This window comes from Ruegeria sp. CDSA021 (assembly GCF_059612325.1).
In genome coordinates this window covers 43,741-64,839 of sequence record NZ_JBXWQJ010000018.1, presented here as the reverse complement: position 1 = coordinate 64,839, position 21,099 = coordinate 43,741, and the positions used below count along the sequence as shown (strand labels likewise).

The window sequence follows — 21,099 nt, the reverse complement described above, 5'->3', positions numbered from 1 at the left end:
CCAGCCCATGCCGAACCCTCAGCCTGCCGAAACGATCAAACTGCATCCGGATACGCTAGATCGCTTGTCAAAGGTCAGCACAGCGACTGTGGCCACGCTGCTTTACAAACGCGGTTATCAAAACGCCTATGTTCAAGGTGTTGCTCCTTTGGGCAAGGGCAAGCCCACCCTAGTGGGCCCGGCTTTTACACTGCGATACATTCCTGCACGGCCTGACACCGACCCGATCGAGGCGTTTCGTGAGCCAGATCACCCGCAGCGCGTGGCCGTGGAAACATGTCCTGAACGCGCGGTATTGGTCATGGATTGTCGGCAGGATGCCTCGGCGGCCTCGGCAGGTTCGATCCTTTTGACGCGACTGGAAATGCGCGGAGCAGCAGGCGTTGTCACGGATGGTGGCATTCGCGACGCCGACGGTGCCGCAGCACTTGAGATGCCGGTCTTTGCTGCAAAACCGTCTGCCCCAACCAACCTTACGAAACATCATGCGGTTGATATCGGTTTGCCAATCGGGTGTGGCGGCGTAGCGGTCTATCCCGGCGACATCGTTCTGGGTGACAGCGATGGTGTCATGATTATCCCACGTCACCTCGCCGATGACATTGCGATCGAGGCAGGACCAATGGAGCTGTTCGAACGCTTCGTTCTGGAAGAGGTGCGAAAAAACACCCCCGTGATCGGACTCTATCCTGCAACCGACCCAGACGTTCTTGAACGATTTGAAGTCTGGCGTGCACGGCTCTCTGACTGATGTCTGAATCGATGCCATGTATTGTCCAATACTGGGACGAACTCATTTCCCTTCAGGGCTCACTCACTCAGAGGACCATCGCCTTTAGTTTAAAGAACAGCAGGGAACTAGGGCAGAAACGGATCGACAGACAAATCAAACCGCCGCGCATGACAGCTTTGGGAGCATTTAACGCTATGGAATCCGGCTTACTTGACAACTCGGCGACCGCCGCCAAAATTTTAACTGTCCCGTCTGGCTTAGAAAACGCGCTGTACTACTCGTTCCGCTTCACAATCGGATCGGTTACACCATGCACCCACCAAAAGGATAATTTGTCCAGATGACTATTTCTCCAAAGGCCGCGAGTTTACGGGCCCGAGAAATCTGTGCACTCGCGCCAATTGTGCCGGTTTTGGTGGTTGATGATGTCGCAACAGCCCGACCGTTGGCCGAGGCGCTTATCGCAGGCGGTTTGCCCTCGCTGGAGGTCACGTTGCGCACCCCTGCCGCTCTCGAGGTCATTCGGGTCATGAGCGGCGTCCCGGGTGGACATGTGGGGGCTGGCACACTGATAACACCCGAAGATGTTCGGGCCGCCAAAGAGGCGGGCGCTACCTTCGGTGTCTCTCCGGGTGCCACCGATGAACTGCTTGCCGCTTGTGAAGCTGAAGATTTGCCGCTCCTGCCCGGCGCCGCGACTGCGTCTGAGGCGATGCGTCTTTTGGCGCGCGGCTATGACATGCTCAAGTTCTTTCCAGCCGAGGCCTCGGGCGGGGTATCGGCACTCAAGGCTATTGGCGGGCCATTGCCGCAGATTTCCTTCTGTCCTACGGGCGGGGTCAGCGCGGCCAATGCAGGCTCGTATCTGGCGCAGCAGAACGTGGTTTGCGCTGGAGGCAGTTGGGTGGCGCCCAAAGATCTTATCGCCGCGGGCGATTGGGCGGGTATCGAAACTCTGGCTCGGGACGCGGCCCAGTTGGAGGTGTGTAAATGAAGATTTCCGAGGTTCATACACATCTTCTTGACTACAAGCTTGAGACCGCCTTCGAGAGCGCAGCAACTCGTTTCACGCGGCGCCAACATGTTTTGGTCGAGATTGTCTGTGATGACGGTACGACGGGTTGGGGAGAGTGCTTGGGGCCAGCGCAGCCAAACGCGGCGATCGTAAAGGCCTATGCGCCCTATTTGATTGGCCGCAATCCGCTGGATACGGAAGTTCTCTGGCAAGGCCTGTATAATCTCCTACGAGACCAAGGGCAGCGCGGTCTCACAATGACCGCACTTTCAGGAATTGATGTCGCTTTGTGGGATATCAAAGGTCGCCACTTTGGTGTTCCGGTTTCGGTGCTTCTCGGGGGACGTGTTCGGGACACAGTAAAGGCATATGCGACCGGGTCATTCCGGCGCGACGGGGTCGATCGCATTTCGGACAATGCCGAGGAATGCGCAGCCCATGTCGCTGCAGGGTTCGACGCAGTCAAAATCAAGATTGGCTTTGGGGTGGAAGAAGATCTTGCAGTCATCAAGGCGGTGCGTGAAGCGATTGGCACGCATACTCGTCTGATGATTGACGCTAATCACGGGTACTCGATTCAAGAAGCGATCACTCTGGGCAACCGTGCGGTAGAGTTCGATATCGATTGGTTCGAGGAACCAGTCATTCCGGAACAACTTGACGCGTACCGTCGCGTACGCGCCGGTCAGCCTATTCCGGTTGCTGGTGGCGAGACTTGGCATGGCAGGTTTGCGTTCCGCGAGCCCCTGGAAACAGGATGTATCGATATCGCCCAGCCAGACTTGTGTGGCACTGGCGGTTTTTCGGAGATGCGCCGGGTCGTTGATATGGCAGCTCTTCATGGCGTACGTGTTGTTCCGCATGTTTGGGGAACAGCAGTGCAAATCGCTGCGAGCCTTCAGTTTGTTTCGGCCCTGCTACCAGACCCACCACGGCGGGATCCAATCGAACCGATTTTCGAGTTTGATCGGACGCATAACCCATTCAGGCAGGCGATCATCACTCACCCGATCGAACAAAAAAACGGTGTGATCGCAATTCCGAACAAACCGGGTCTGGGTATCGAGATCAATCGTGATGCATTGGCAGAGTTCGCCATGGGAGAACCCGAATGATCGAGCGCAGCTTCTCTGGCCGTGCCCCTGAGACCAAGCTGCCTGCAGGCGCCATTGATACACACCTTCACGTCTATCTTTCCGGGTTTCCAGCACTGCCAGGAGGTCCTGATCTGCCAGAGGGCCAGCCTGGGTTATCAGAGTACAGACAAGTCATGGGCTGGCTTGGCATTGACAGGTTTGTCATCACACAAGGAAATGCACATCACGCCAACCATGCGAATTTGCTGGCGGCGCTCAAAGAAACCAGGGACGTGGCACGTGGCGTGGCCGCCATTGACGGTGAAACCTCTGACGCAGAACTTGAAATGCTCAAGGATGGAGGGGTCGTTGGGACGCGTATCGTGGATCTGCCAGGGGGAGCCGTTGGGCTCAGTCAGCTCGAAGAGGTTGACGCCCGTGCTTTTGCTGCGGGCTGGATGATTGCAATTCAGTTCGATGGCTCAGACATTTCGGACCATGTTGATAGGCTCTCAAAACTGCGATCCAAATGGGTGCTTGACCACCATGGCAAATTTTTGAGGGGCGTCGCGCCAGATGGCGATGAAGTAGCAATGCTCAAACGCCTTGTCGACGGTGGCCGATGCTGGTTCAAGTTTGCTGGTTGTTATGAGTCCTCCATCGAAGGCGAACCGCATTATTCAGACGTAGCTAACGTTTCGAGGATCATGGCAGCCCATGCCCCCGAGCGCATTGTGTGGGGAACGAATTTTCCTCACAATTCGGCGACAAAAACCTCGGACTACCCTAACGACGCGGCGTTGCTCGACACGGTTCTGAACTGGTTTCCAGACGACCGCGCGCGTCACCTCGCTCTCGTAGAAAACGCCGAAGAACTCTACGGTTTCCAATCTGAAGCGACGTGATCGCCGCCTGCAAAAAGTGAGAAATACAAAATGTTAAACAAACTTTTGATAACGGGCGCGGACGGCAACCTAGGGTCGGTTTGCCGGTCTCGCTTGCACGGCCTTGCCGCAACCATTCGCCTTGGTGCGAGGGAAGATGTGGGCCCTGCCGGTGAAAATGAAGAGATTATGTATTGTGACTTGGGCGAAAAAGATGCGGTTGAGGCCATGGTTGAAGGGTGCGATGGGATTGTTCACATGGGGGGGCAATCGATCGAAGCACCTTGGGAAACTATAAAACAATCCAATATCGACGGTGTATTCAATCTCTATGAAGCGGCCCGAAAATCGTCGGTTACGCCGAGGATATTCTTTGCCAGTTCAAATCACGCGATTGGCTTTCACGAACAGACAACGCGGCTTGATGCCAATGCACAGGTAAGGCCGGATGGTCTGTATGGCGTGTCAAAAGTCTTCGGAGAAGCTCTCGCACGGCTCTATTTTGAGAAGTTTGGGATCGAGACAGCATTGGTCCGCATCGGTTCATCCTTTCCGGAACCAAAAAACCATCGCATGCTTGCAACCTGGTTGAGTTACGATGATCTGATATCTCTTATCGAGAGTGTTTTCACTATTCCGCGCCTGGGGTGTCCGATTATCTACGGTGCTTCGAACAACGACGCATCCTGGTGGGACAATCGTGAAACAAGCTTTCTGGGGTGGAAGCCAAAAGACAACTCCGAGATGTTTCGCGCCCGTATCGATGCCGAATGCACCCCACCTGCGAACGACGAAGTTTCCGCAGTTTATCAGGGCGGAGAATTCTGTGGTCAGGGCATTCTCGAAGAATAGCTCCAATCCGATCAACCCATATGAGTGGACATTCTGAAAAGGTAAACTGATGCGCTCAAACAAAATTAGAGAGCATTGGGCCGCCGGACGGCCTGTAGTCAATGGATGGCTGGCGATCCCAAGCGGTTTCTCGGCGGAAACCATGGCGCATCAGGGATGGGACACGCTTACTGTTGATATCCAACATGGCGTAATCGACTACCAGAAGGCGGTCGAGATGTTCACTGCGATTTCGACAACCGATACCGTCCCAGTTACGCGCGTGCCGTGGCTCGAGCCCGGTATTTTGATGAAGGTGCTCGATGCCGGCGCTTACGGTGTTATTTGCCCAATGATCAATAGCCGTGAAGATGCTGAGAACCTTGTGGCGTGGACACACTACCCGCCCAACGGAACAAGGAGTCTTGGGCCGACCCGAGGCCTCTTGTACGGAGGTTCAGACTACCCACAGCATGCCAATGACACGATCGTCGTCTTCGCGATGATCGAGACTCTGCAAGGTCTCGACAACCTTGAAGACATACTGTCGGTTCCAGGGCTCGACGCCGTGTACATCGGACCTTCCGATCTTTCCCTGGCTTTAGGTTGCCGCCCGGCATTCGATGAGGTCGAGCCCCCCGTGGCCGAGGCCATTGAACTAATAGCCGCCAAGGCAAAAGAGTATGGGAAGTTCGCTGGCTGCCATAACGGAACACCGGAATACGCTTTGAAACGCATCGAAATGGGGTTCCAGTTCGTCACAATCGCGTCGGATGCCCGTTTGATGGCAGCTGCCGCGAAAGACGCTTTGGCCCTGGTGCGTGGTGGACTGTCATAGTCTGTTGGCGGTGAATTTTGGGAAGCGCGTTTCAAAAACGTGAAGCCAGACAAGTTTCCGCTACTGTACGCTGCTCAAATATGAGGACCCGCTTTTCGCGCTGTTTGGTATGTTCAAAGGTCGAAAGATCTAACCAACACACGACCAAGACTTAGGAGGCACGCATGTCACGTATGAAGCCCGAGAACCTCAGATCACGTCAATGGTTCGCCAATCCGAGTGATCCGGAAATGACCGCGCTCTATTTGGAACGTTATCTCAACTACGGGCTCACGCGCGAAGAACTGCAATCCGGTAAACCTATCATCGCAATTGCACAGACGGGCAGCGACCTAAGCCCCTGCAACCGCCACCATCTGGAGCTCGCCAAACGGGTACGGGACGGAATCATCGCAGCAGGAGGCACAGCCATCGAAGTGCCGGTCCATCCCATTCAGGAAACTGGCAAACGACCCACCGCCATGCTCGACCGTAATCTGGCATACCTGAGTTTGGTTGAATCGCTGTACGGCTACCCGATTGACGGCGTGGTGTTGATGATTGGCTGTGACAAGACCACACCGGCCCTTCTGATGGCAGCTTCAACGGTCAACATTCCAGCCATCGCTCTGTCTGTGGGGCCGATGCTCAATGGTTGGCACGAAGGGAAGCGTGCAGGGTCTGGCACTGTTATTTGGAAAGCTCGCGAACGCCTTGCTGCCGGGGAAATCTCCGCTGATGAATTCATGGATGCCGCCGCCGCATCTGCTCCCTCAGTGGGGTACTGCAACACCATGGGAACCGCCACCACCATGAACAGCTTGGCCGAAGCACTCGGCATGCAGCTACCAGGCGCGGCGGCCATTCCGGCGCCATACCGCGAACGCGGTCAGATCAGCTATGAGACCGGACAACGCATCATTAAAATGGTGTGGGAGGATCTGCGCCCGTCTGACATCATGACGCGCGCGGCTTTTGAGAATGCTATCGTGGTTAACTCCGCCATTGGCGGATCCACCAATGCGCCTATTCACCTAAATGCCATTGCGCGCCATCTAGGTGTGCCGCTTGACAACGATGACTGGCAGGCTTTGGGGCACAATGTGCCACTTTTGGTCAATCTACAGCCCGCAGGCGAGTATCTCGGCGAAGATTACCACCGCGCTGGCGGTGTTCCTGCCGTGATCGCAGAGCTGATTGCAGCTGGTCGCCTACCTCATGCAGAGGCCAAAACTGTCAACGGGCACAGCATAGCCAACAACTGCACGCGCCGGCACAGCACAAATTCCAACGTCATTAAATCTGTTGATGCCCCGCTGAAAGACAAGGCAGGGTTCATCAACTTAAAGGGCAATCTATTTGACAGCGCGTTGATGAAAACCAGTGTCATCGGGTCAGAATTTGCAAAAGCCTATCTTTCCAATCCCGATGATCCCAACGCGTTTGAGGGTCGTGCAGTTGTTTTTGATGGACCCGAAGATTTTCACAAGCGCATTGATGACCCTTCTCAGGATATCGACACCGGTTGCATTCTCGTTATGCGCGGAACCGGCCCCAAAGGGTATCCCGGCGGAGCAGAAGTCGTGAATATGCGTGCGCCATCCTATCTCTTGAAGCAAGGCGTTCAGGAATTACCCTGCATAGGTGATGGGCGCCAATCTGGCACTTCTGGCTCGCCATCAATCCTGAACGCTGCACCAGAGGCTGCCGACAATGGTGGCCTAGCAGTTCTGCAAACAGGGGATCGGATCCGCGTTGATCTTAACACCTGCACAGTCAACATTCTGATTTCCGACGCGGAACTTGAGCGGCGCAAGGACCAGTTAATCCAAAACGGTGGATATCCCGTGCCCGAAAGCCAATCTCCTTGGCAACAGTATTTCCGTGATCTGGTGCAACCCTTTGACAAGGGCATGAACCTACGCAATGCTGACGCCTATCGCGACATCGCGCGCAAGTCACTGCCTCGAGACAACCACTGAATTCAACAAAATGTGGGCACGCAGCGGGATCGTTCGCGGCGTCACATACGCATTCCAGCTTCACATCTTCATCTCGATGGTGACGGTAATCACGACTATTATGATGTCTCTCCTACCTCTCATTTTTCGCGGCTCCTGCTTGGCAGGGTGGTTTGGGCCAGCATTTTCGGGAGGAGGTGAAAATGCTGGCCCTTTGCGTTGGCGCTCCCTGTTGGCTTTTTCGCCGCCGCTTTTGCTGGCTTACTCTGGGAGGAGCGAGGACCAGCAAATTTCGTGTGAGCTTCTGACCTGAGGGTCTACTTCTCTATTCGTCAGCCATCAATTTTGCGGCATATTCCGGGATATCGGATCGCGAAATTCCGATCTGAGCGAGCTGATGGTCGTTCATATTCGAAAGTGTGGAGAGCATCCGGGCCATTTGAAAAGTCTTTAGGCCAGCATTTGCCGTAGCTCCGATCCAAGCCAGGAAGGCGATTGATGCGGTAATGGCCTGACCACGATCTGTACCAGCCGTTTGGGTATTAGCAGCCATGCGCAGCCTCCATAGCAAGTCTTTTGATGCTACTGCGCGGAATGCCCAGATCAATTAAGTCACGGTCAGATAGCGCCGAGAGCTCATAATACGTTGCGCGATAAACCCTGCGTTTGGCCTGTGCCTTTCGCATCGTGTCCAGCTTTTGATGAAAGAACGTGCGGCCAGCTTCGAAAACGACGTCCAGACCGTTGTTTGATCGAGAAATTGCCATGATATTGCCTCGTCCGTTGCTGCAATGCAGTACTTATGCTGCAATGCAGAGATAAGGGTATTTGGTAGCGCTCACAATTCGACAATTTGGCAAAGGCCCCATGCCATATTGGAACAGCAAAGGTCACGACATGGACATTTCTGCGCAAATGCTAATCTTTGCGACGGTTGTCGAGCAGGGCAGCATCTCTGCGGCTGCAAGATCAATGGGGCAGACCCCATCGGCAGTAAGTAAGCAGATCGGATTACTTGAAGATCAGGTGCACTACCGCCTTCTTAATCGCACCAGAACGGGTGTCTCTCCGACGCGAGAAGGCCAAGATTTCTATGAAAAATGCAAAGCGATGGCTGACAAGTTCAATGAAGCCAAAGCGATGATCCACAGCTTTGACGGTGTCCCACGCGGAGAACTCAGGATCGCATCCACTGTTGCATTCGGTAAGTCCCAACTGATTCCTGCTCTGCCAGAGTTCATGAAAGAGAACCCTGAGGTTCAAATGTCTTTGGATCTGACCGACCGAGAAATTGATCTTCGGAATGAAGGGTTCGATGCGGCGATCTGCTTTGCGGAACAACGCAAGAATCCAGATATGGTCATCAGGCGCATTATGCAGAGTCGAAGGGTGCTATGTGCCTCACCTGAATACCTTGAGCGTTCTGGAACACCGTCGAATTTTGCCGAATTGGCTGAGCACAATTGCTTGAGAGTCGCTGGGAGAAGCCAACGGAACGCATGGAACAGCATCGAACCGAACGCAGGCGAGAAATTTGAAGCATCAGGCAGCTTTGAGGGGAACAGCACCGATGTCGTCTTTCGAGCCGCTCTGGCTGGTATCGGGATCGCACGGTTGCCCTGCTATATGGCAAACAGTAAATTTAGCTCCGGCGAACTTGTCCACGTCATGCCGGAGTATGCACCACCCAGCACAGATATTGTCGTAATGTTTGCCGAAAGGCGGAATCTGGCACCAAAAACCCGCGCGTTTGTGGATTATCTCGCGCGGCGGTTTCGGGATTTCGAAGAGAACCAAATGAACGGTTAACTACGTATAGAAACGATCGCAATTATCCAAGTTAATCCGATCCCATCCGCTGTGAGTGGTTAAAAGCCCAGCCGAAGTTTGAAGAGAACTGACGGGGCACATCGATCAAAAATCTGGTAGCGGTTGGTGAATGCAGAATTGGTTACTTCTATCTAAGAGGAGCTTTTTTCCGAACACATGATCAATGGCCGCTATCAGCGGCATTAAAGTGATAGTGCGTTTAACCCGCAGATGAGCCGAACACCTAACGATGGATCGCTTCACCTAAAACCGCTTCGACAATACTTTCCAATCGTTTCGACTCTAATAAACATCCAATGGTTAGGATTGAAGGCCAAGACCTTGTCGCGGAAACGCTGACTGCGAAAGTCAAGTTTCTAGAGCCTTTGAGGGCTTGGCCAAGATGAATCGTGGATTGCCACGAAGCGATATCAACGCACGGCTGACTTCGTAGCTTACACCAATTACCTTAGATAGGTGTTGAACCATTCAATTGTGCGGTCCCAGGCCAGGTTTGCCATTTCCTCATCATAGCGTGGCGTGCTGTCGTTGTGAAAACCGTGGTTGGCATTTTCGTAGATATAAGCCTCGTAAACCTTGTCGTTGGATTGCAGGGCAGCCTCAAAATCAGGCCAACCTGCGTTGATGCGCTCATCAAGCCCCCCCATCTGTATCAGTAACGGCGCCTGAATTTTGGCTACATCTTCGGCTGCTGGCTGGCGACCATAGAACGGGACACCAGCGGCCAGTTCGGGATAGGCCACGGCAATTGCGCTGACCACACCACCGCCATAGCAGAAGCCCACAGCGCCGACTTTTCCAGTACAGTCTTCCCGGCTCAATAGGTATTCAAAGCCATTGAAGAAATCATTCATCAGCTCGACCCGATCGACGGTCTTTTGCAGCTCGCGCCCATCGGCGTCGTTGCCAGGGTATCCGCCTACTGACGTCAGGCCGTCGGGGGCCAAAGCCATAAACCCGGCTTTCGCCAATCTGCGGGTCACATCCTCAACGTAAGGATTCAAGCCTCTGTTTTCGTGGATTACCAACACCGCGGGTAGGGGCTCTTCCACTCCAGCCGGCCGGACGAGGTAGCCCCGGACATCACCTGTTCCATTTGGTGAGGGATAGGTGATGTAGTCTGCATGGATATCGGGATCGTTGAAGGATACCTGCTCGGCCAAAGCATAATTCGGGCTAAGCATGTTCAGCAGCGCGACCGCTGATAAACCACCAACCGCGAACTTGCCAGCGCGGTCCAGGAACTGGCGCTTGGTGATTTTGCCGTGCGCGTAAAAGTCGTACAGGTCCAGAAGTTCCTGGTCAAAGTCCCTTGCCGTCATGCGAGTCATTGTAAGTCTCCTTATGAATAGGCAGTCAAAAAGGTTGGTTATTGTCCGATCTATGAGTCTTGGTTTGGCTGTGTTTTTAGAAACTCTGTCCAGTGCTATTCAGCCTTGAGATGTTCCAAGGCAGCCTGAGCGCCGCCTTCGTTATGTGGCATACCGCTCTTGGTTAGCCCCATTTCTACGCCAGAAAGGGTGGCCATCAACATTAGGTCGTTGAAGTCGCCCAAATGACCAATGCGGAATACCTTGTCGGCTACCTTGGACAGACCATTTCCTAGTGAGATGTCATAGTGCTCAAGTGCCGTAGCACGAAACGCATCGGCGGAGTGACCTTCTGGGACCTTAACCGCAGTCAAGACGCCCGATTCCTGACCTTGATGTGTGCACAAAACCTCAAGACCCCAGGCGCGCACGGCAGCCCGTGTCGCGGCTCCGTGTTTGGCGTGACGGGCAAAAACATTGTTCAACCCCTCTTCGTGCAACATGTCTATGGCCTCATTTAATCCATAGAGAAGATTGGTGCCCGGGGTGTAGGGAAAGAACCCCTTCTGATTTGGCCCGACCATATCCTGCCAATCCCAGTAACTTCGCGGCGTGGTCACGGATTTTGAGTGTTTTAGCGCCCGATCACTCACGGCGTTGAAACTCAGACCAGGCGGTAACATCAGTCCTTTTTGCGAGCCGGAGACACACACATCGACCCCCCAGTCATCGAACCGAAAATCAATCGACGCAAGGCCGGAGATGGAGTCCACGATTAGAAGCGCAGGGTGTTTCGCTGCGTCTATGGCCCTGCGCACTTCCTCAATTGGTGAGACTGACCCGGTAGACGTTTCGTTGTGGACGACGCACACCGCCTTGATGTCGTGCTGCTCATCCGCACGTAGATGGTCTTCAATCTGATTGGGGTCAGCGCCGCCACGCCAATCTCCTTCAATCAGCTCTGGCTGCAACCCTAGTTTTCCAGCCAAGTTGCACCACATGAAAGCGAAATGCCCTGTTTCGAACATCAGAACTTTTTCGCCCGGCGAAACCGTGTTCACAAGTGCGGCTTCCCATGCACCGGTGCCGGATGAAGGATAGATAAAGACGTTCTGTTGTGTCTTGAAAATCGTTTTCATGCCATTGAGGGCTTTATTCCCGACTTCTGCAAAATTGGGTCCTCGATGATCAATGGTCTGCGTGCTTATGGCTCTCAGTATGCGATCTGGCACAGCGCTTGGCCCTGGAATCTGCAAAAAGTGTCTACCCGCCTGACGCATTTGAACTGATCCTTACGCTGGTGCCAAAAGAGTGGCGCTATTACCTATTGCAAAAGTTAATTATAAATTCATTATTCAGTCAACGGTGAAGTGAAGCGTTTAACTGGGGCTTACAGGGAAGGGAAGGCGAACCTGATGGTAGAGAATGGATCGTTGTACCGCCGACTGTTGTCTGATGTGCGGGGGGAAGTGATGACAGATCCGGCATCGCTTGCTCGATACTCGACCGATGCCTCAATCTATCAGATGATACCGGACGCTGTGGTGATCCCTCGGTCCACAGAAGATGTCCAAGCCGTGATGTCCATTGCGCGGGACGAAGGAAGTTCGGTTCTGCCTCGCGGCGGCGGCACGTCGCAATGCGGGCAAACGGTCAATCAGGGCGTTGTGCTGGACAACACAAAACACTTGAATCGTATTCTAGACGTAGACGTTGAGAAGCGAATTGCGCGCGTTCAGCCCGGTGTTGTTCTGGATAAATTGAACGAAGCTTTGAAGAAGCATGGCCTGTGGTTTCCCGTGGATCCCTCTACAGCGTCTCGTTGCACTCTTGGGGGGATGGCCGCAAACAATTCTTCAGGCGGAAAGTCTCTGCGATACGGGATCATGCGAGACAACGTCCGTGCGATAAACGCAATCCTGGTTGACGGCATGGAAGCGCGGTTCAGCGCTGATACGGTCGCATCAGGCGACTATGCGGATCTTGTTGGTGATATGCGCGCTCTTGGGCGTCGCGAGGCTGCTGAAATTGACGCTCGTTTTCCCAAAGTCCTGCGCCGTGTGGGCGGGTACAATATCGACGCCCTTGTAGGTAACGACATCAACATGTCCCATTTATTGGTGGGGACTGAAGGCACATTGGCCTATTTCACAGAACTGGAATTAAGCCTGGCACAGTTGCCGGGCGCGAAAGTTACTGGTGTGTGCCATTTCCCGACATTCCGTGCTGCAATGGAGGCCACCCAGCACATCGTGACACTCAACCCCCAGGCGGTAGAGTTGGTCGACGACACCATGATTGCGTTGGGGCGTGAAATCCCATTGTTTCGCGAAACGATTAATGCATTTGTTGAAGGCAATCCCGAAGCCCTGCTGCTGGTGGAATTCGCCGAGGGTAGCGCCGAGGCAAATGCCGCAAAACTGGTCGAACTTTCGCAACTGATGGGAGCTCTCGGGTTTGCTTTCAGCGGTGCGGAAAACCGGTGGGGCGGCGTTGTCTCTGTTACGGACAACTCTTTGCAGAATGCTATCGCCGAGTACCGAAAATCCGGGTTGAATGTCATGATGTCGATGAAAGAGGCAGGCAAACCGATCTCTTTTGTCGAAGATTGCGCCGTCCCTTTGCCCGACCTCGCCGATTACACCGCTGGCCTAACCGAAATATTTGCCCGGCATGGCACAAAGGGAACATGGTACGCGCATGCCTCGGTGGGGTGTCTGCACGTGCGCCCTGTGCTGAACATGCGGCAAGACAAAGACGTCCGGACAATGAGGGCGATCGCCGAAGAAACATTTGATCTGGTCAAAAAGTATAAAGGATCTCATTCAGGTGAACATGGTGACGGGATCGTACGATCAGAATTTCATGAAAAGATGTTCGGTCAGCGTATCGTTTCTGCGTTTGAACAGATTAAGAAACGGTTTGATCCTAACGGGGTAATGAATCCCGGCAAGATCGTGAACGCGCCCGCCATGGATGACCGCCGACTGTTCCGCTACGGCCAGGATTATTCGGTTCCTGAATTTGAAACGACGCTGGACTGGTCCGCTTGGCCGGGTTCCGGAGGAGGGTTTCAGGGTGCCGTCGAGATGTGCAACAATAATGGTGCATGCCGCAAGCTAAAGGGCGGCGTTATGTGCCCATCTTTCCGAGCGACCCGAAACGAGCGTGATGTTACGCGTGGACGGGCAAATACGCTGCGGTTTGCGATCAGCGGGCAGATGCCGGGCGGTTTGTCGTCAGATGCCATGTTGGACACAATGAAGTACTGCGTATCCTGCAAAGCTTGCGCTCGGGAATGTCCGACTGGCGTCGACATGGCGCGAATGAAAATCGAAGCATTGTCAGCGAAACGAAAAAAAGATGGGCTGACGTTGGCAGACAAATTGATAGCTTACCTGCCCCGATATGCGCCAATAGCCGCGAAAGTCGCGTGGCTTATGAATTTACGAAACAAAATTGGACCCTCGCGTAAACTATTGGAGGGACCGACTGGTATTTCAGCGCGACGTGATCCGCCAGTGTGGTCTTCTGCTCCGTTCCGTGATGCCGAGGCTCAGGACAATGATCCGCAGGTGTTGCTGTTTGCCGATGTGTTCAACCGGTATTTCGAGCCGGAAAATCTACGCGCTGCTGTCCGGGTTCTGCGGGCAACAGGACTTCGGGTGGCCGTGGCGCGAGACAAGCGATCTGACCGGGACTTGGATTGCGGACGTACTCTGTTAGCTATGGGCTGCGTCGACGAAGCGCGTCACGAGGCACAGCGTGTGATTGACGCGACGCAAGAGGCGGTTGCAAAAGGTGTGCCGGTAGTCGGACTCGAACCGTCCTCTATCCTCACTTTCCGGGATGAATTTACAGGTCTTTGCCCGGGGTCGGAAGCAGAGTCGTTGTCTGACGCCACGCATACCTTCGAAGAATTCCTGGCCAACCAGCCGGACTTGCCCTTGAAGCCGTTCGATCGCCCGATTTATGTGCATGGGCATTGCCACCAGAAAGCTCACGATGCTGTCACACCGATGCTTGACCTTTTGAAGCGTATTCCGGGGGCACAAGTTCACATGATTGAAAGCGGTTGTTGCGGCATGGCCGGGGCGTTTGGATATGCGCCTGACACTATCGATGTTTCGATAAAGATGGCACAACTCGACTTGTTCCCGGCGTTGGAAGCGGCGCCTATAGACGCAGTTATCGTGGCAGACGGAACATCTTGCCGCCACCAAATCGCCGAAGGTACGCAACGCCAAGCTATGCACGTCGCGCGCCTCTTGGATATGGTTCTTGATGTTTAGGAAATGGAAATGAACCTGACGGACAGCATTAATCGCCCGACCCTTCATGAAGAACTGGTCGAAAGGCTGCGTAACCTGGTTGTCGAAGATGTTCTAAAGCCGGGTGAAAAAGTGCCCGAGAAACAGCTTTGCGACTCGTTGGGGGTCTCACGGACACCATTGCGAGAAGCCCTAAAGGTGCTTGCATCAGAAGGCTTTGTGGTACTTCAGGCCAACCGGGGAGCCCGCGTCGCAAGTGTCACGCGAGAGGAATTGGAGAAAACGTTTCCAGTGCTTGCAACGCTTGAGCAACTGGCGGGAGAGTTGGCATGTCAGCACATGGATTCTGCTGAAATCGAACTAATCGAACGTAGCCACGTCGATATGCTGAAAGCCTATAAATCGAGTGATCGCCACGCATATTTTAAGGCCAATCAGGACATTCATCAGGCACTGATACGTGGCGCGCGAAACGATATCCTTGAAAGCCACCACAAGCTGTTGGCCGCACGGGTCCGCCGCGCACGCTTTATGGCCAACTTGTCGGACGAGCGCTGGGCGCAGGCCATTGACGAACATGAAGCCATGATGAAGTTGCTCAGGGCCCGAGATGCAGATGGGCTTGGAAAGTCCATGAAGCATCACATGATGAACAAGCTTTCGGCCCTTGTAAAAGCGCTGGAGGCTGAGGAAGAGTTGCTTAGTTAACGTCTGGTCGAAGGCGCCTATCAGTTTCCCTCGGATACGCCGCTAGTCAGTCTTCAGACCAAGAAACGGGGGCGTAAGCCCACAGTCCAAGGCAAGTTTGTTGAGGTCCCGACATAGGGCCGGGTTTAGCCCAACACCGTCTTTGCGGCGAGCCTCAGCAGCGGCCGTTTTGCCGTCGCCCGGCAGGCGCACGGGATCATGACCGGGCAGGGGGGGAGATGCGCGCATTTCAGAAAACACGCGAGCTGCGTTAGAAGCAAAGTCTTTGTCCAATCCAAAAGCTGCCGGATCAAGCGCCATTACAAATTGCCCTGTGTTTGTGGACGATGTCGTGTCTGAGGTGAAGTTAACCACATCAGAGCCGAAGGCCGCGCCGTTTAACACCCCGGCCATCAATCCGATAGCTACGGAAAGACCGAACCCTTTCGGACCGCCGATCGGCAAAAGAAATCCTTCTGACTTGAGGGCGGGGTCCGTCAATGGGTTTCCATCGCGCCCAACCATCCAGCCCTCGGGCATAGGCTTGCCTTGCTGCAACAGGGTTTTGATCTTACCCATCGCAGCAACAGTCGTCGCCATATCAAACACAAACGGGTCGGGACCATCGGCAGGGGCGGAAAAAGCAATGGGATTGGTGCCAAGAAGCAAATCGCTTCCGCCATAAGGCGGGACATGGTTTGCGCTCCCCACTGCTGCGGCCATACCAAGCAAACCAGCCTCAGCTTGTGGACGTACATAAAGTGCCAGTGGTCCCGCATGATTGCCGCGCCGAACACCGACCCATCCGATACCGACCGCTTTTGCCTTTTCAATTGCAAGATCCCGGGCCGCCGACATAGCCAGATGGCCGAGGCCGTCATCTCCGTCGATCAAAGCGGTTGCAACAGTCTCATGTATTACTGTGACTTTTGGCGTAGGATTAGAGCCGCCTCCCGCCAGCCGGGTTAGGTACTGTCGCAGGCGAAAGACTCCGTGCGTGCCGTAGCCATAAATGTCGGCTTCAACCATCGTCGAGGCCACCTTGTCCGCATCTGATTTTGGCACACCTCGAGTTTCGAGTGCGGCCGCCACAAATTCACGCAGGGTGTGGCAGTCTATTTTCACAGGTTCAGAAGTCATCTCTTCCTACTTGTTCTTTGTGCCAGAACACCAATTTACGCTGTGTCCAAACCACCGACGCAAATACGACCAGACCAACAAGGCTGAGATACAGGATCAACGAGAAGACGCGCGGCGTGTTGAGCTGCGAGGCCGCAACCCGGATAAGTTCGCCAAATCCCTTGCCACCACCCAGGAATTCTCCTGTGATTGCGCCAGCCATTACGCCGACCGCTCCGATCTTGAGGCCAGTGAAAACCTGCGGTAGGCCAGTTGGCAATTTCATCTTGATCAATGTCTGCATCCGACTTGCACCCATCGTCTTGAAAAGCATACGCGCGTTTTCGTCGGCAGCGTGAAGCCCGGCCGCAGTACCAACAACGATTGGAAATGTCGCGATAAAGGCAGCAAGCGCGACCTTTGATTCAATGCCAAAACCCAACCACGCTACAAAGAGTGGGGCAAATGCCACCTTTGGCATGGTATCTATCGCCACCAGGTAAGGCATCACTGCCTTTTCACCAAACGCCGTTTCCCCCACTAACACGCCCAGCGAAAAACCGATCGCGATTGCCAGTGCAAAACCATAGATAACTTCTTTGATTGTGATCCACAGCGCCCCAAGCATGTAGCCGCCAGTCAATAGATTTTGACCCACGAAGATCATATCTTTCAGGGTTTCCAACGGTGTAGGCAGAATGATCGGGGAAACCAGCCTAAGGCTCGTCACAATTTGCCAAGTGCCGACGAAAACCACGAAGACAAAGGTCATCGCCAGCCAGCGTGGGACCGAGTCTATAAAGTGAACTTTTTGTTCCCATACCGTGTCTTCTGCGGTGTCGGCGTCTTTTAGGGCAGGTGAGTAGTTATGAACGTCGCTCACATTTCTTCTCCCTTATCCAGGAGGCCGCGAATGTAGTCTACAATAGCGCCAAACTTGGGCGTGGTCATCATATCCAACGTGCGCGGGCGTGGCAGGTCGACCTTGACAATTTCGGCAATCCTGCCCGGGCGTGGTTTTAGCACGACGATTTCGTCGGACAAAATCACGGCTTCCTGAATAGAGTGCGTAACAAGAAAAGCAGTCGCATCCTGTTCATGGCAAATCCGCTGCAGTTCCATATTCATCATGTCGCGTGACAGCTCGTCCAGCGCGCTGAATGGTTCGTCCAACAAAAGCACGGCTGGTTCTGTGATCAGCATACGGCAGATTGAGGCGCGCTGCGCCATGCCGCCCGACAATTCGTTCGGGTATACGTTTTCGAATCCCTTCAAACCCACGATGTCCAAAAGTTCGTGAGCCTTGCCCATTGCTTGCTTCGCGGCTGCCTTGCCGTCGCGGATCTCGATTGGCAACACGATGTTTTCCACTGCTGTTTTCCAGGGAAATAGTGTCGCCTGTTGGAACATCATGCCAATGTCTCGACGGGGTCCGGTTACTGGCATGCCCTGTAGGATCACACGCCCTTTGGTGGGAGGGATCAGACCCGCCATGATCTTGAGCAGAGTTGACTTCCCGCACCCGCTGGACCCAATGACAGAAGTGAAACTTCCTTTCCGTAGCGTCAGATTAATATCCTCAAGCGCAACAACAAGGTTGCGTGCATAGGTCTTGCTTAAATGGGTCAATTCGTAGACCGGCGTGCCCAAGGGCGCGCCGGAAAACTTTTGTGCGGCTGCAGCGTTCATTTGCTGGCGGCCTCGTTGCCAATGGCGGCAAATTCATTGGTCCAGGCGGCGCTCAAGTCATCAAGCGGTCCCGGAATTTCGCCCCCTGCGACAAGCGCGTCTTGCCACTCTTGCCAAACCTCGGCGGGGTACCATCCCAGACCATTGCTTGGATCCGCTGCTATGGTTTTCGAACGTACGGCATCGAACAGCGCTGCCTGGAATTCCTTGTCTTCGCCTTCCTGCGGATTGCCGTCCGCCAGATGCTTCAGCACAGCTTCACGGTTGGCATCATCGAGAGCAAAGGCATGGCCACGTGCGAACGCGCGGCTCCAGGCCTCGACCAACTCGCGGTCGTTGGCGATTGTGTCAGCCATTGTGGCGATACCGTTTCCGAAGAAACGCCCAAATTCCGCAGGCGTGATGTCGCGCACCTTCATTCCGCGCTGGTTCAGGATTGCTGTATCTGCCGTCGAAGCAGAATACGCGTCGATTTCACCGTTCAGGAAAGCTGCTGTCGCCGGGCCGCCGTCGCCAACGGTAAGAAATGTGAAATCCTCACCTTCCTTCATACCTGCACCGGTCAAGACGTTGCGTGCAAAACCCACTTCGGCACCGTCTGCGGTGCCGGTCCCGATGACCTTTCCGCGCAGTTCCTCAACGCTTTGGACTTCAGAGTCTTCCGGCACCGCGATACCGAAGTTGCTGCGTGCCGCAACGTTGTAGATATGTACGGCATCCACATCGCGCGACCGCGCTGCAATCAGAGGCCCGGGTCCAGGGCGACCGAAATGCGCTTGCCCAGCAGACAATGCCTGAAGCACGGCGCCTGAGCCGTTGATAGCCTCGACGGTCACGTTCAATCCTTCATCTGCGAAGTACCCTTCTCCAATGGCGACAAACACAGGAAATGAGTTGATTGCCGAAGGGCTGGGTTGCACGAAGGTGATTTCACGCAAGTCTTGCGCAAAACCCATTGTTCCTAGTGCTCCTGCTACCGGAACAGCAGTAAGCAGGGACGCTGTGAAAGTCCTTCTGTTCATCATTGTAGTCTTCCTCCCTTGAATGTTGACGCCTCACAGCGATTGCTGCGTAGGAGCCATTATACGGCGCGCACTGTGTTCCTTAGCGTGCCGATTTCGGAAACCTCGCAAACTACGACGTCCCCGTTTTTCAAAAACTGCGGCGGTTCCATTGCGTATCCGACGCCTGATGGCGTACCTGTCGCTATGATGTCTCCCGGTTCCAGTGTCAGGCCTTCTGACAAGGATGCGATCAACGTTGGAATGTCGAATATCATGTCCGACGTCATCCCGTTTTGGCGTTGGTCACCGTTAACTGTCAGTCCGATCGACAGAGCTTGCGGATCGCTGATGGCATCGGCGGTCACGATGCAGGGACCAATTGGGCAAGATCCATCCAACCCTTTGCCTTTGAAGTACTGGCCGCCATGGCGGCGCTGTATGTCTCGGGCGGTAATGTCGTTCAGAATAGAATACCCAAAGACATGATTAAACGCATCTGCCTTGGTGATGTTACGCCCGCGCTTCCCTATCACGACTGCCAACTCGACTTCGTAGTCAATGGACTGCGACACCGAGGGAAAGAGCAGGATGTCAGCGTCTGGCGCAACGACCGAGGTCGGCGGCTTGGTAAAGAAAACCGGATGCTCGGTGATGCCGATTTTCTCTTTTTGCGCCCGTTCGCCTTCTGCGATGTGCTCAGCGTAGTTTCGCCCCACGCAGAAAACGTTCTTACGCGGCGTGGGAATGGGCGACAGAAGAGGCGCGTCTTCGGGGACGAGCAGGTCCTTGAGTTCGCCTGCCTCACCCGCGGCAACAACGGCACTCAACGCTTCCAGCGCGGTCTGACCGCCTTCGACAATCAACTGCATCGTGCTTACATCAAGAGCCGTATCCGGCATGAGCATCTTAATCGCACGCGAAACATCCAACCTGCTTCCATTGGGAAGCAATGCGACGCAAACGGCGTGGCTATCTACTGAAACAGTCGCTAAACGCACTTGGCTCTCCTACTATATGCTGGCGCCAACTTAGGTCACCGATCTTGGCAGGCGACTCAGATTTGGTTGTCACTTACCCTTGAGTTTTTGCCGACTTGGCGTTTCAATCAATCAACCAATCAGCAAATTGGGTGGCAACGTGAGTGAGCCTACAGAACTTTCGCAACGTGTCCGGGACCTGATCGACAATGCTGGGTACCGGCACAACGATAGGCTTCCGCCTGAAAGGGAACTGTGCCAACGGCTGGGCACAACCAGAAATCAGCTGAGGCGCGTATTGGCTGAACTTGAGGCGCAGGGGCTTATCTGGCGGCATGTGGGTCGGGGCACTTTCGTCGGTGCCCGACCGGTTCTCAATCTGACGGACGTGACCTATCTGGGTGACCAGATCAAGCCAGAACAGGTTGTGGGAGTGCGATTTACGATCGAGCCGCAGCTTAGCCGCCTTGCCGCGCTTCATTCTACGCGTTCGGACCGCGAGCAAATGAGACTATGCGTTGAGAGGTGCCGAGCCGCAGAGGACTGGCGCACTTATGAAGCGTGGGACAACAATTTGCATCATGCGATAGCCCGGGCAACGCGTAACCAGCTTTTCCTGTATTTCTTCGAGACCCTGAATTCCGTTCGAAGGTCCATTGTGTGGGGGCAACCTCGTAAAACCTATAAACCCCCCGATGATTATTCCAGCTTTCGAGAGCATGACTTGATCCTGTCGGCGATATCGAGTGGGGACGGAGAAGAGGCGGCGCAGGCCATGTTGGCTCATCTGAGGTCCGTTTACTCCCGTGTTTTGCCAGCTAGTCTTGAGGCCGATCACTAAACCAGCGCCCGACCAATTTTGGAAATGGTTGGGTTAAGCCGCCGCTGAACCTCT

Annotated in this window: 20 protein-coding genes; 11 read left to right on the top strand and 9 right to left on the bottom strand. The window is 54.4% G+C overall.

What is annotated here, in order from left to right; genetic code table 11:
* Positions 1–7: 7 nt before the first annotated feature.
* The 7 genes from AC2FLD_RS19425 to AC2FLD_RS19395 all read left to right on the top strand — a co-directional run bounded on the left by AC2FLD_RS19425 (position 8) and on the right by AC2FLD_RS19395 (position 7,338).
* Positions 8–751, top strand: coding sequence for a ribonuclease activity regulator RraA (locus AC2FLD_RS19425; protein WP_496672686.1), 744 nt, complete (start codon positions 8–10; stop codon positions 749–751).
* A 322-nt stretch (positions 752–1,073) separates the two neighbouring features.
* Positions 1,074–1,727: a bifunctional 4-hydroxy-2-oxoglutarate aldolase/2-dehydro-3-deoxy-phosphogluconate aldolase gene (gene eda, locus AC2FLD_RS19420; protein WP_496672689.1), complete on the top strand. Its 654-nt coding sequence runs from the start codon at positions 1,074–1,076 to the stop codon at positions 1,725–1,727.
* Positions 1,724–2,863, top strand: coding sequence for a mandelate racemase/muconate lactonizing enzyme family protein (locus AC2FLD_RS19415; protein WP_496672692.1), 1,140 nt, complete (start codon positions 1,724–1,726; stop codon positions 2,861–2,863). Before eda ends, AC2FLD_RS19415 begins: the two co-directional genes overlap by 4 nt.
* Positions 2,860–3,729 carry an amidohydrolase family protein gene (locus AC2FLD_RS19410; protein WP_050605406.1) on the top strand — a complete coding sequence of 290 codons (870 nt, stop codon included), beginning with the start codon at positions 2,860–2,862 and terminating at the stop codon, positions 3,727–3,729. The genes AC2FLD_RS19415 and AC2FLD_RS19410 overlap by 4 nt, the downstream gene beginning before the upstream one ends.
* Positions 3,730–3,759: 30 nt before the next feature.
* Positions 3,760–4,560: an NAD-dependent epimerase/dehydratase family protein gene (locus tag AC2FLD_RS19405; protein ID WP_050605405.1), complete on the top strand. Its 801-nt coding sequence runs from the start codon at positions 3,760–3,762 to the stop codon at positions 4,558–4,560.
* Positions 4,561–4,609: 49 nt separating this feature from the next.
* A complete protein-coding gene (locus AC2FLD_RS19400) occupies positions 4,610–5,377 on the top strand; it encodes an HpcH/HpaI aldolase family protein (RefSeq protein WP_496672694.1) in 768 nt (255 codons plus the stop codon).
* 164 nt (positions 5,378–5,541) lie between these two features.
* Positions 5,542–7,338, top strand: coding sequence for an IlvD/Edd family dehydratase (locus AC2FLD_RS19395; protein WP_496672697.1), 1,797 nt, complete (start codon positions 5,542–5,544; stop codon positions 7,336–7,338).
* Positions 7,339–7,642: 304 nt separating this feature from the next.
* On the opposite strand, the gene AC2FLD_RS19390 is transcribed toward AC2FLD_RS19395, so the two are convergent.
* Together AC2FLD_RS19390 and AC2FLD_RS19385 are read right to left on the bottom strand one after the other, a co-directional pair.
* Positions 7,643–7,870, bottom strand: a complete 228-nt coding sequence (locus tag AC2FLD_RS19390; RefSeq protein ID WP_496672699.1) for a DUF1127 domain-containing protein — start codon at positions 7,868–7,870, stop codon at positions 7,643–7,645.
* Positions 7,860–8,084 carry a DUF1127 domain-containing protein gene (locus tag AC2FLD_RS19385; RefSeq protein ID WP_496672701.1) on the bottom strand — a complete coding sequence of 75 codons (225 nt, stop codon included), beginning with the start codon at positions 8,082–8,084 and terminating at the stop codon, positions 7,860–7,862. The genes AC2FLD_RS19390 and AC2FLD_RS19385 overlap by 11 nt, the downstream gene beginning before the upstream one ends.
* A 100-nt stretch (positions 8,085–8,184) precedes the next feature.
* Between AC2FLD_RS19385 and AC2FLD_RS19380 the strand changes: the two genes are divergently transcribed.
* The gene (locus AC2FLD_RS19380) at positions 8,185–9,126 is read left to right on the top strand and encodes a LysR family transcriptional regulator (RefSeq protein WP_496672703.1); all 942 of its coding nucleotides are present in this window, start codon (positions 8,185–8,187) and stop codon (positions 9,124–9,126) included.
* 464 nt (positions 9,127–9,590) lie between these two features.
* Here AC2FLD_RS19380 and yghX read toward each other — a convergent pair whose 3' ends face one another.
* Both yghX and AC2FLD_RS19370 read right to left on the bottom strand, forming a co-directional pair.
* Positions 9,591–10,478, bottom strand: a complete 888-nt coding sequence (yghX, locus tag AC2FLD_RS19375) for a YghX family hydrolase (protein WP_496672705.1) — start codon at positions 10,476–10,478, stop codon at positions 9,591–9,593.
* A 95-nt stretch (positions 10,479–10,573) separates the two neighbouring features.
* Positions 10,574–11,737 (bottom strand): pyridoxal-phosphate-dependent aminotransferase family protein, encoded by a 1,164-nt coding sequence (locus tag AC2FLD_RS19370; protein WP_496672707.1) that lies wholly within the window; start codon positions 11,735–11,737, stop codon positions 10,574–10,576.
* Positions 11,738–11,929: 192 nt separating this feature from the next.
* On the opposite strand from AC2FLD_RS19370, the gene AC2FLD_RS19365 reads away from it, so the two are divergent.
* Together AC2FLD_RS19365 and AC2FLD_RS19360 are read left to right on the top strand one after the other, a co-directional pair.
* A complete protein-coding gene (locus tag AC2FLD_RS19365) occupies positions 11,930–14,749 on the top strand; it encodes an FAD-binding and (Fe-S)-binding domain-containing protein (protein ID WP_496672709.1) in 2,820 nt (939 codons plus the stop codon).
* Between the two features lie 9 nt (positions 14,750–14,758).
* The gene (locus AC2FLD_RS19360; RefSeq protein WP_496672711.1) at positions 14,759–15,436 is read left to right on the top strand and encodes a GntR family transcriptional regulator; all 678 of its coding nucleotides are present in this window, start codon (positions 14,759–14,761) and stop codon (positions 15,434–15,436) included.
* Positions 15,437–15,478: 42 nt separating this feature from the next.
* Here the strand turns inward: AC2FLD_RS19360 and AC2FLD_RS19355 are convergent, their stop codons facing one another.
* From AC2FLD_RS19355 to AC2FLD_RS19335, 5 genes are all read right to left on the bottom strand, one after another.
* On the bottom strand, positions 15,479–16,555 hold the full coding sequence (locus tag AC2FLD_RS19355; RefSeq protein WP_496672714.1) for an Ldh family oxidoreductase: 1,077 nt from the start codon (positions 16,553–16,555) through the stop codon (positions 15,479–15,481).
* Positions 16,545–17,417 (bottom strand): ABC transporter permease, encoded by an 873-nt coding sequence (locus tag AC2FLD_RS19350; protein ID WP_050605397.1) that lies wholly within the window; start codon positions 17,415–17,417, stop codon positions 16,545–16,547. Before AC2FLD_RS19350 ends, AC2FLD_RS19355 begins: the two co-directional genes overlap by 11 nt.
* Positions 17,414–18,223, bottom strand: a complete 810-nt coding sequence (locus AC2FLD_RS19345) for an ABC transporter ATP-binding protein (RefSeq protein ID WP_496672716.1) — start codon at positions 18,221–18,223, stop codon at positions 17,414–17,416. The genes AC2FLD_RS19350 and AC2FLD_RS19345 overlap by 4 nt, the downstream gene beginning before the upstream one ends.
* Positions 18,220–19,179 carry an ABC transporter substrate-binding protein gene (locus AC2FLD_RS19340; protein WP_234416594.1) on the bottom strand — a complete coding sequence of 320 codons (960 nt, stop codon included), beginning with the start codon at positions 19,177–19,179 and terminating at the stop codon, positions 18,220–18,222. Before AC2FLD_RS19340 ends, AC2FLD_RS19345 begins: the two co-directional genes overlap by 4 nt.
* Before the next feature lie 125 nt (positions 19,180–19,304).
* Positions 19,305–20,225 (bottom strand): fumarylacetoacetate hydrolase family protein, encoded by a 921-nt coding sequence (locus tag AC2FLD_RS19335; protein ID WP_496672719.1) that lies wholly within the window; start codon positions 20,223–20,225, stop codon positions 19,305–19,307.
* Positions 20,226–20,364: 139 nt separating this feature from the next.
* Here AC2FLD_RS19335 and AC2FLD_RS19330 point away from each other — a divergent pair, with 139 nt between their 5' ends.
* A complete protein-coding gene (locus AC2FLD_RS19330) occupies positions 20,365–21,045 on the top strand; it encodes a FadR/GntR family transcriptional regulator (RefSeq protein WP_050605393.1) in 681 nt (226 codons plus the stop codon).
* Positions 21,046–21,099 lie beyond the last annotated feature (54 nt).

Bases quoted from the DNA above. Each gene is read 5' to 3' on its own strand.
- AC2FLD_RS19340 (WP_234416594.1), bottom strand. From the start codon at position 19,179: ATGGGTTTTGCGCAAGACTTGCGTGAAATCACCTTCGTGCAACCCAGC.
- AC2FLD_RS19380 (WP_496672703.1), top strand. From the start codon at position 8,185: ATGCCATATTGGAACAGCAAAGGTCACGACATGGACATTTCTGCGCAA.
- AC2FLD_RS19365 (WP_496672709.1), top strand. From the start codon at position 11,930: ATGACAGATCCGGCATCGCTTGCTCGATACTCGACCGATGCCTCAATC.
- AC2FLD_RS19385 (WP_496672701.1), bottom strand. From the start codon at position 8,084: ATGGCAATTTCTCGATCAAACAACGGTCTGGACGTCGTTTTCGAAGCT.
- AC2FLD_RS19390 (WP_496672699.1), bottom strand. From the start codon at position 7,870: ATGGCTGCTAATACCCAAACGGCTGGTACAGATCGTGGTCAGGCCATT.
- yghX (WP_496672705.1), bottom strand. From the start codon at position 10,478: ATGACTCGCATGACGGCAAGGGACTTTGACCAGGAACTTCTGGACCTG.
- AC2FLD_RS19370 (WP_496672707.1), bottom strand. From the start codon at position 11,737: ATGCGTCAGGCGGGTAGACACTTTTTGCAGATTCCAGGGCCAAGCGCT.
- eda (WP_496672689.1), top strand. From the start codon at position 1,074: ATGACTATTTCTCCAAAGGCCGCGAGTTTACGGGCCCGAGAAATCTGT.
- AC2FLD_RS19400 (WP_496672694.1), top strand. From the start codon at position 4,610: ATGCGCTCAAACAAAATTAGAGAGCATTGGGCCGCCGGACGGCCTGTA.
- AC2FLD_RS19410 (WP_050605406.1), top strand. From the start codon at position 2,860: ATGATCGAGCGCAGCTTCTCTGGCCGTGCCCCTGAGACCAAGCTGCCT.
- AC2FLD_RS19405 (WP_050605405.1), top strand. From the start codon at position 3,760: ATGTTAAACAAACTTTTGATAACGGGCGCGGACGGCAACCTAGGGTCG.
- AC2FLD_RS19425 (WP_496672686.1), top strand. From the start codon at position 8: ATGCCGAACCCTCAGCCTGCCGAAACGATCAAACTGCATCCGGATACG.
- AC2FLD_RS19345 (WP_496672716.1), bottom strand. From the start codon at position 18,223: ATGAACGCTGCAGCCGCACAAAAGTTTTCCGGCGCGCCCTTGGGCACG.
- AC2FLD_RS19395 (WP_496672697.1), top strand. From the start codon at position 5,542: ATGTCACGTATGAAGCCCGAGAACCTCAGATCACGTCAATGGTTCGCC.
- AC2FLD_RS19355 (WP_496672714.1), bottom strand. From the start codon at position 16,555: ATGACTTCTGAACCTGTGAAAATAGACTGCCACACCCTGCGTGAATTT.
- AC2FLD_RS19360 (WP_496672711.1), top strand. From the start codon at position 14,759: ATGAACCTGACGGACAGCATTAATCGCCCGACCCTTCATGAAGAACTG.
- AC2FLD_RS19415 (WP_496672692.1), top strand. From the start codon at position 1,724: ATGAAGATTTCCGAGGTTCATACACATCTTCTTGACTACAAGCTTGAG.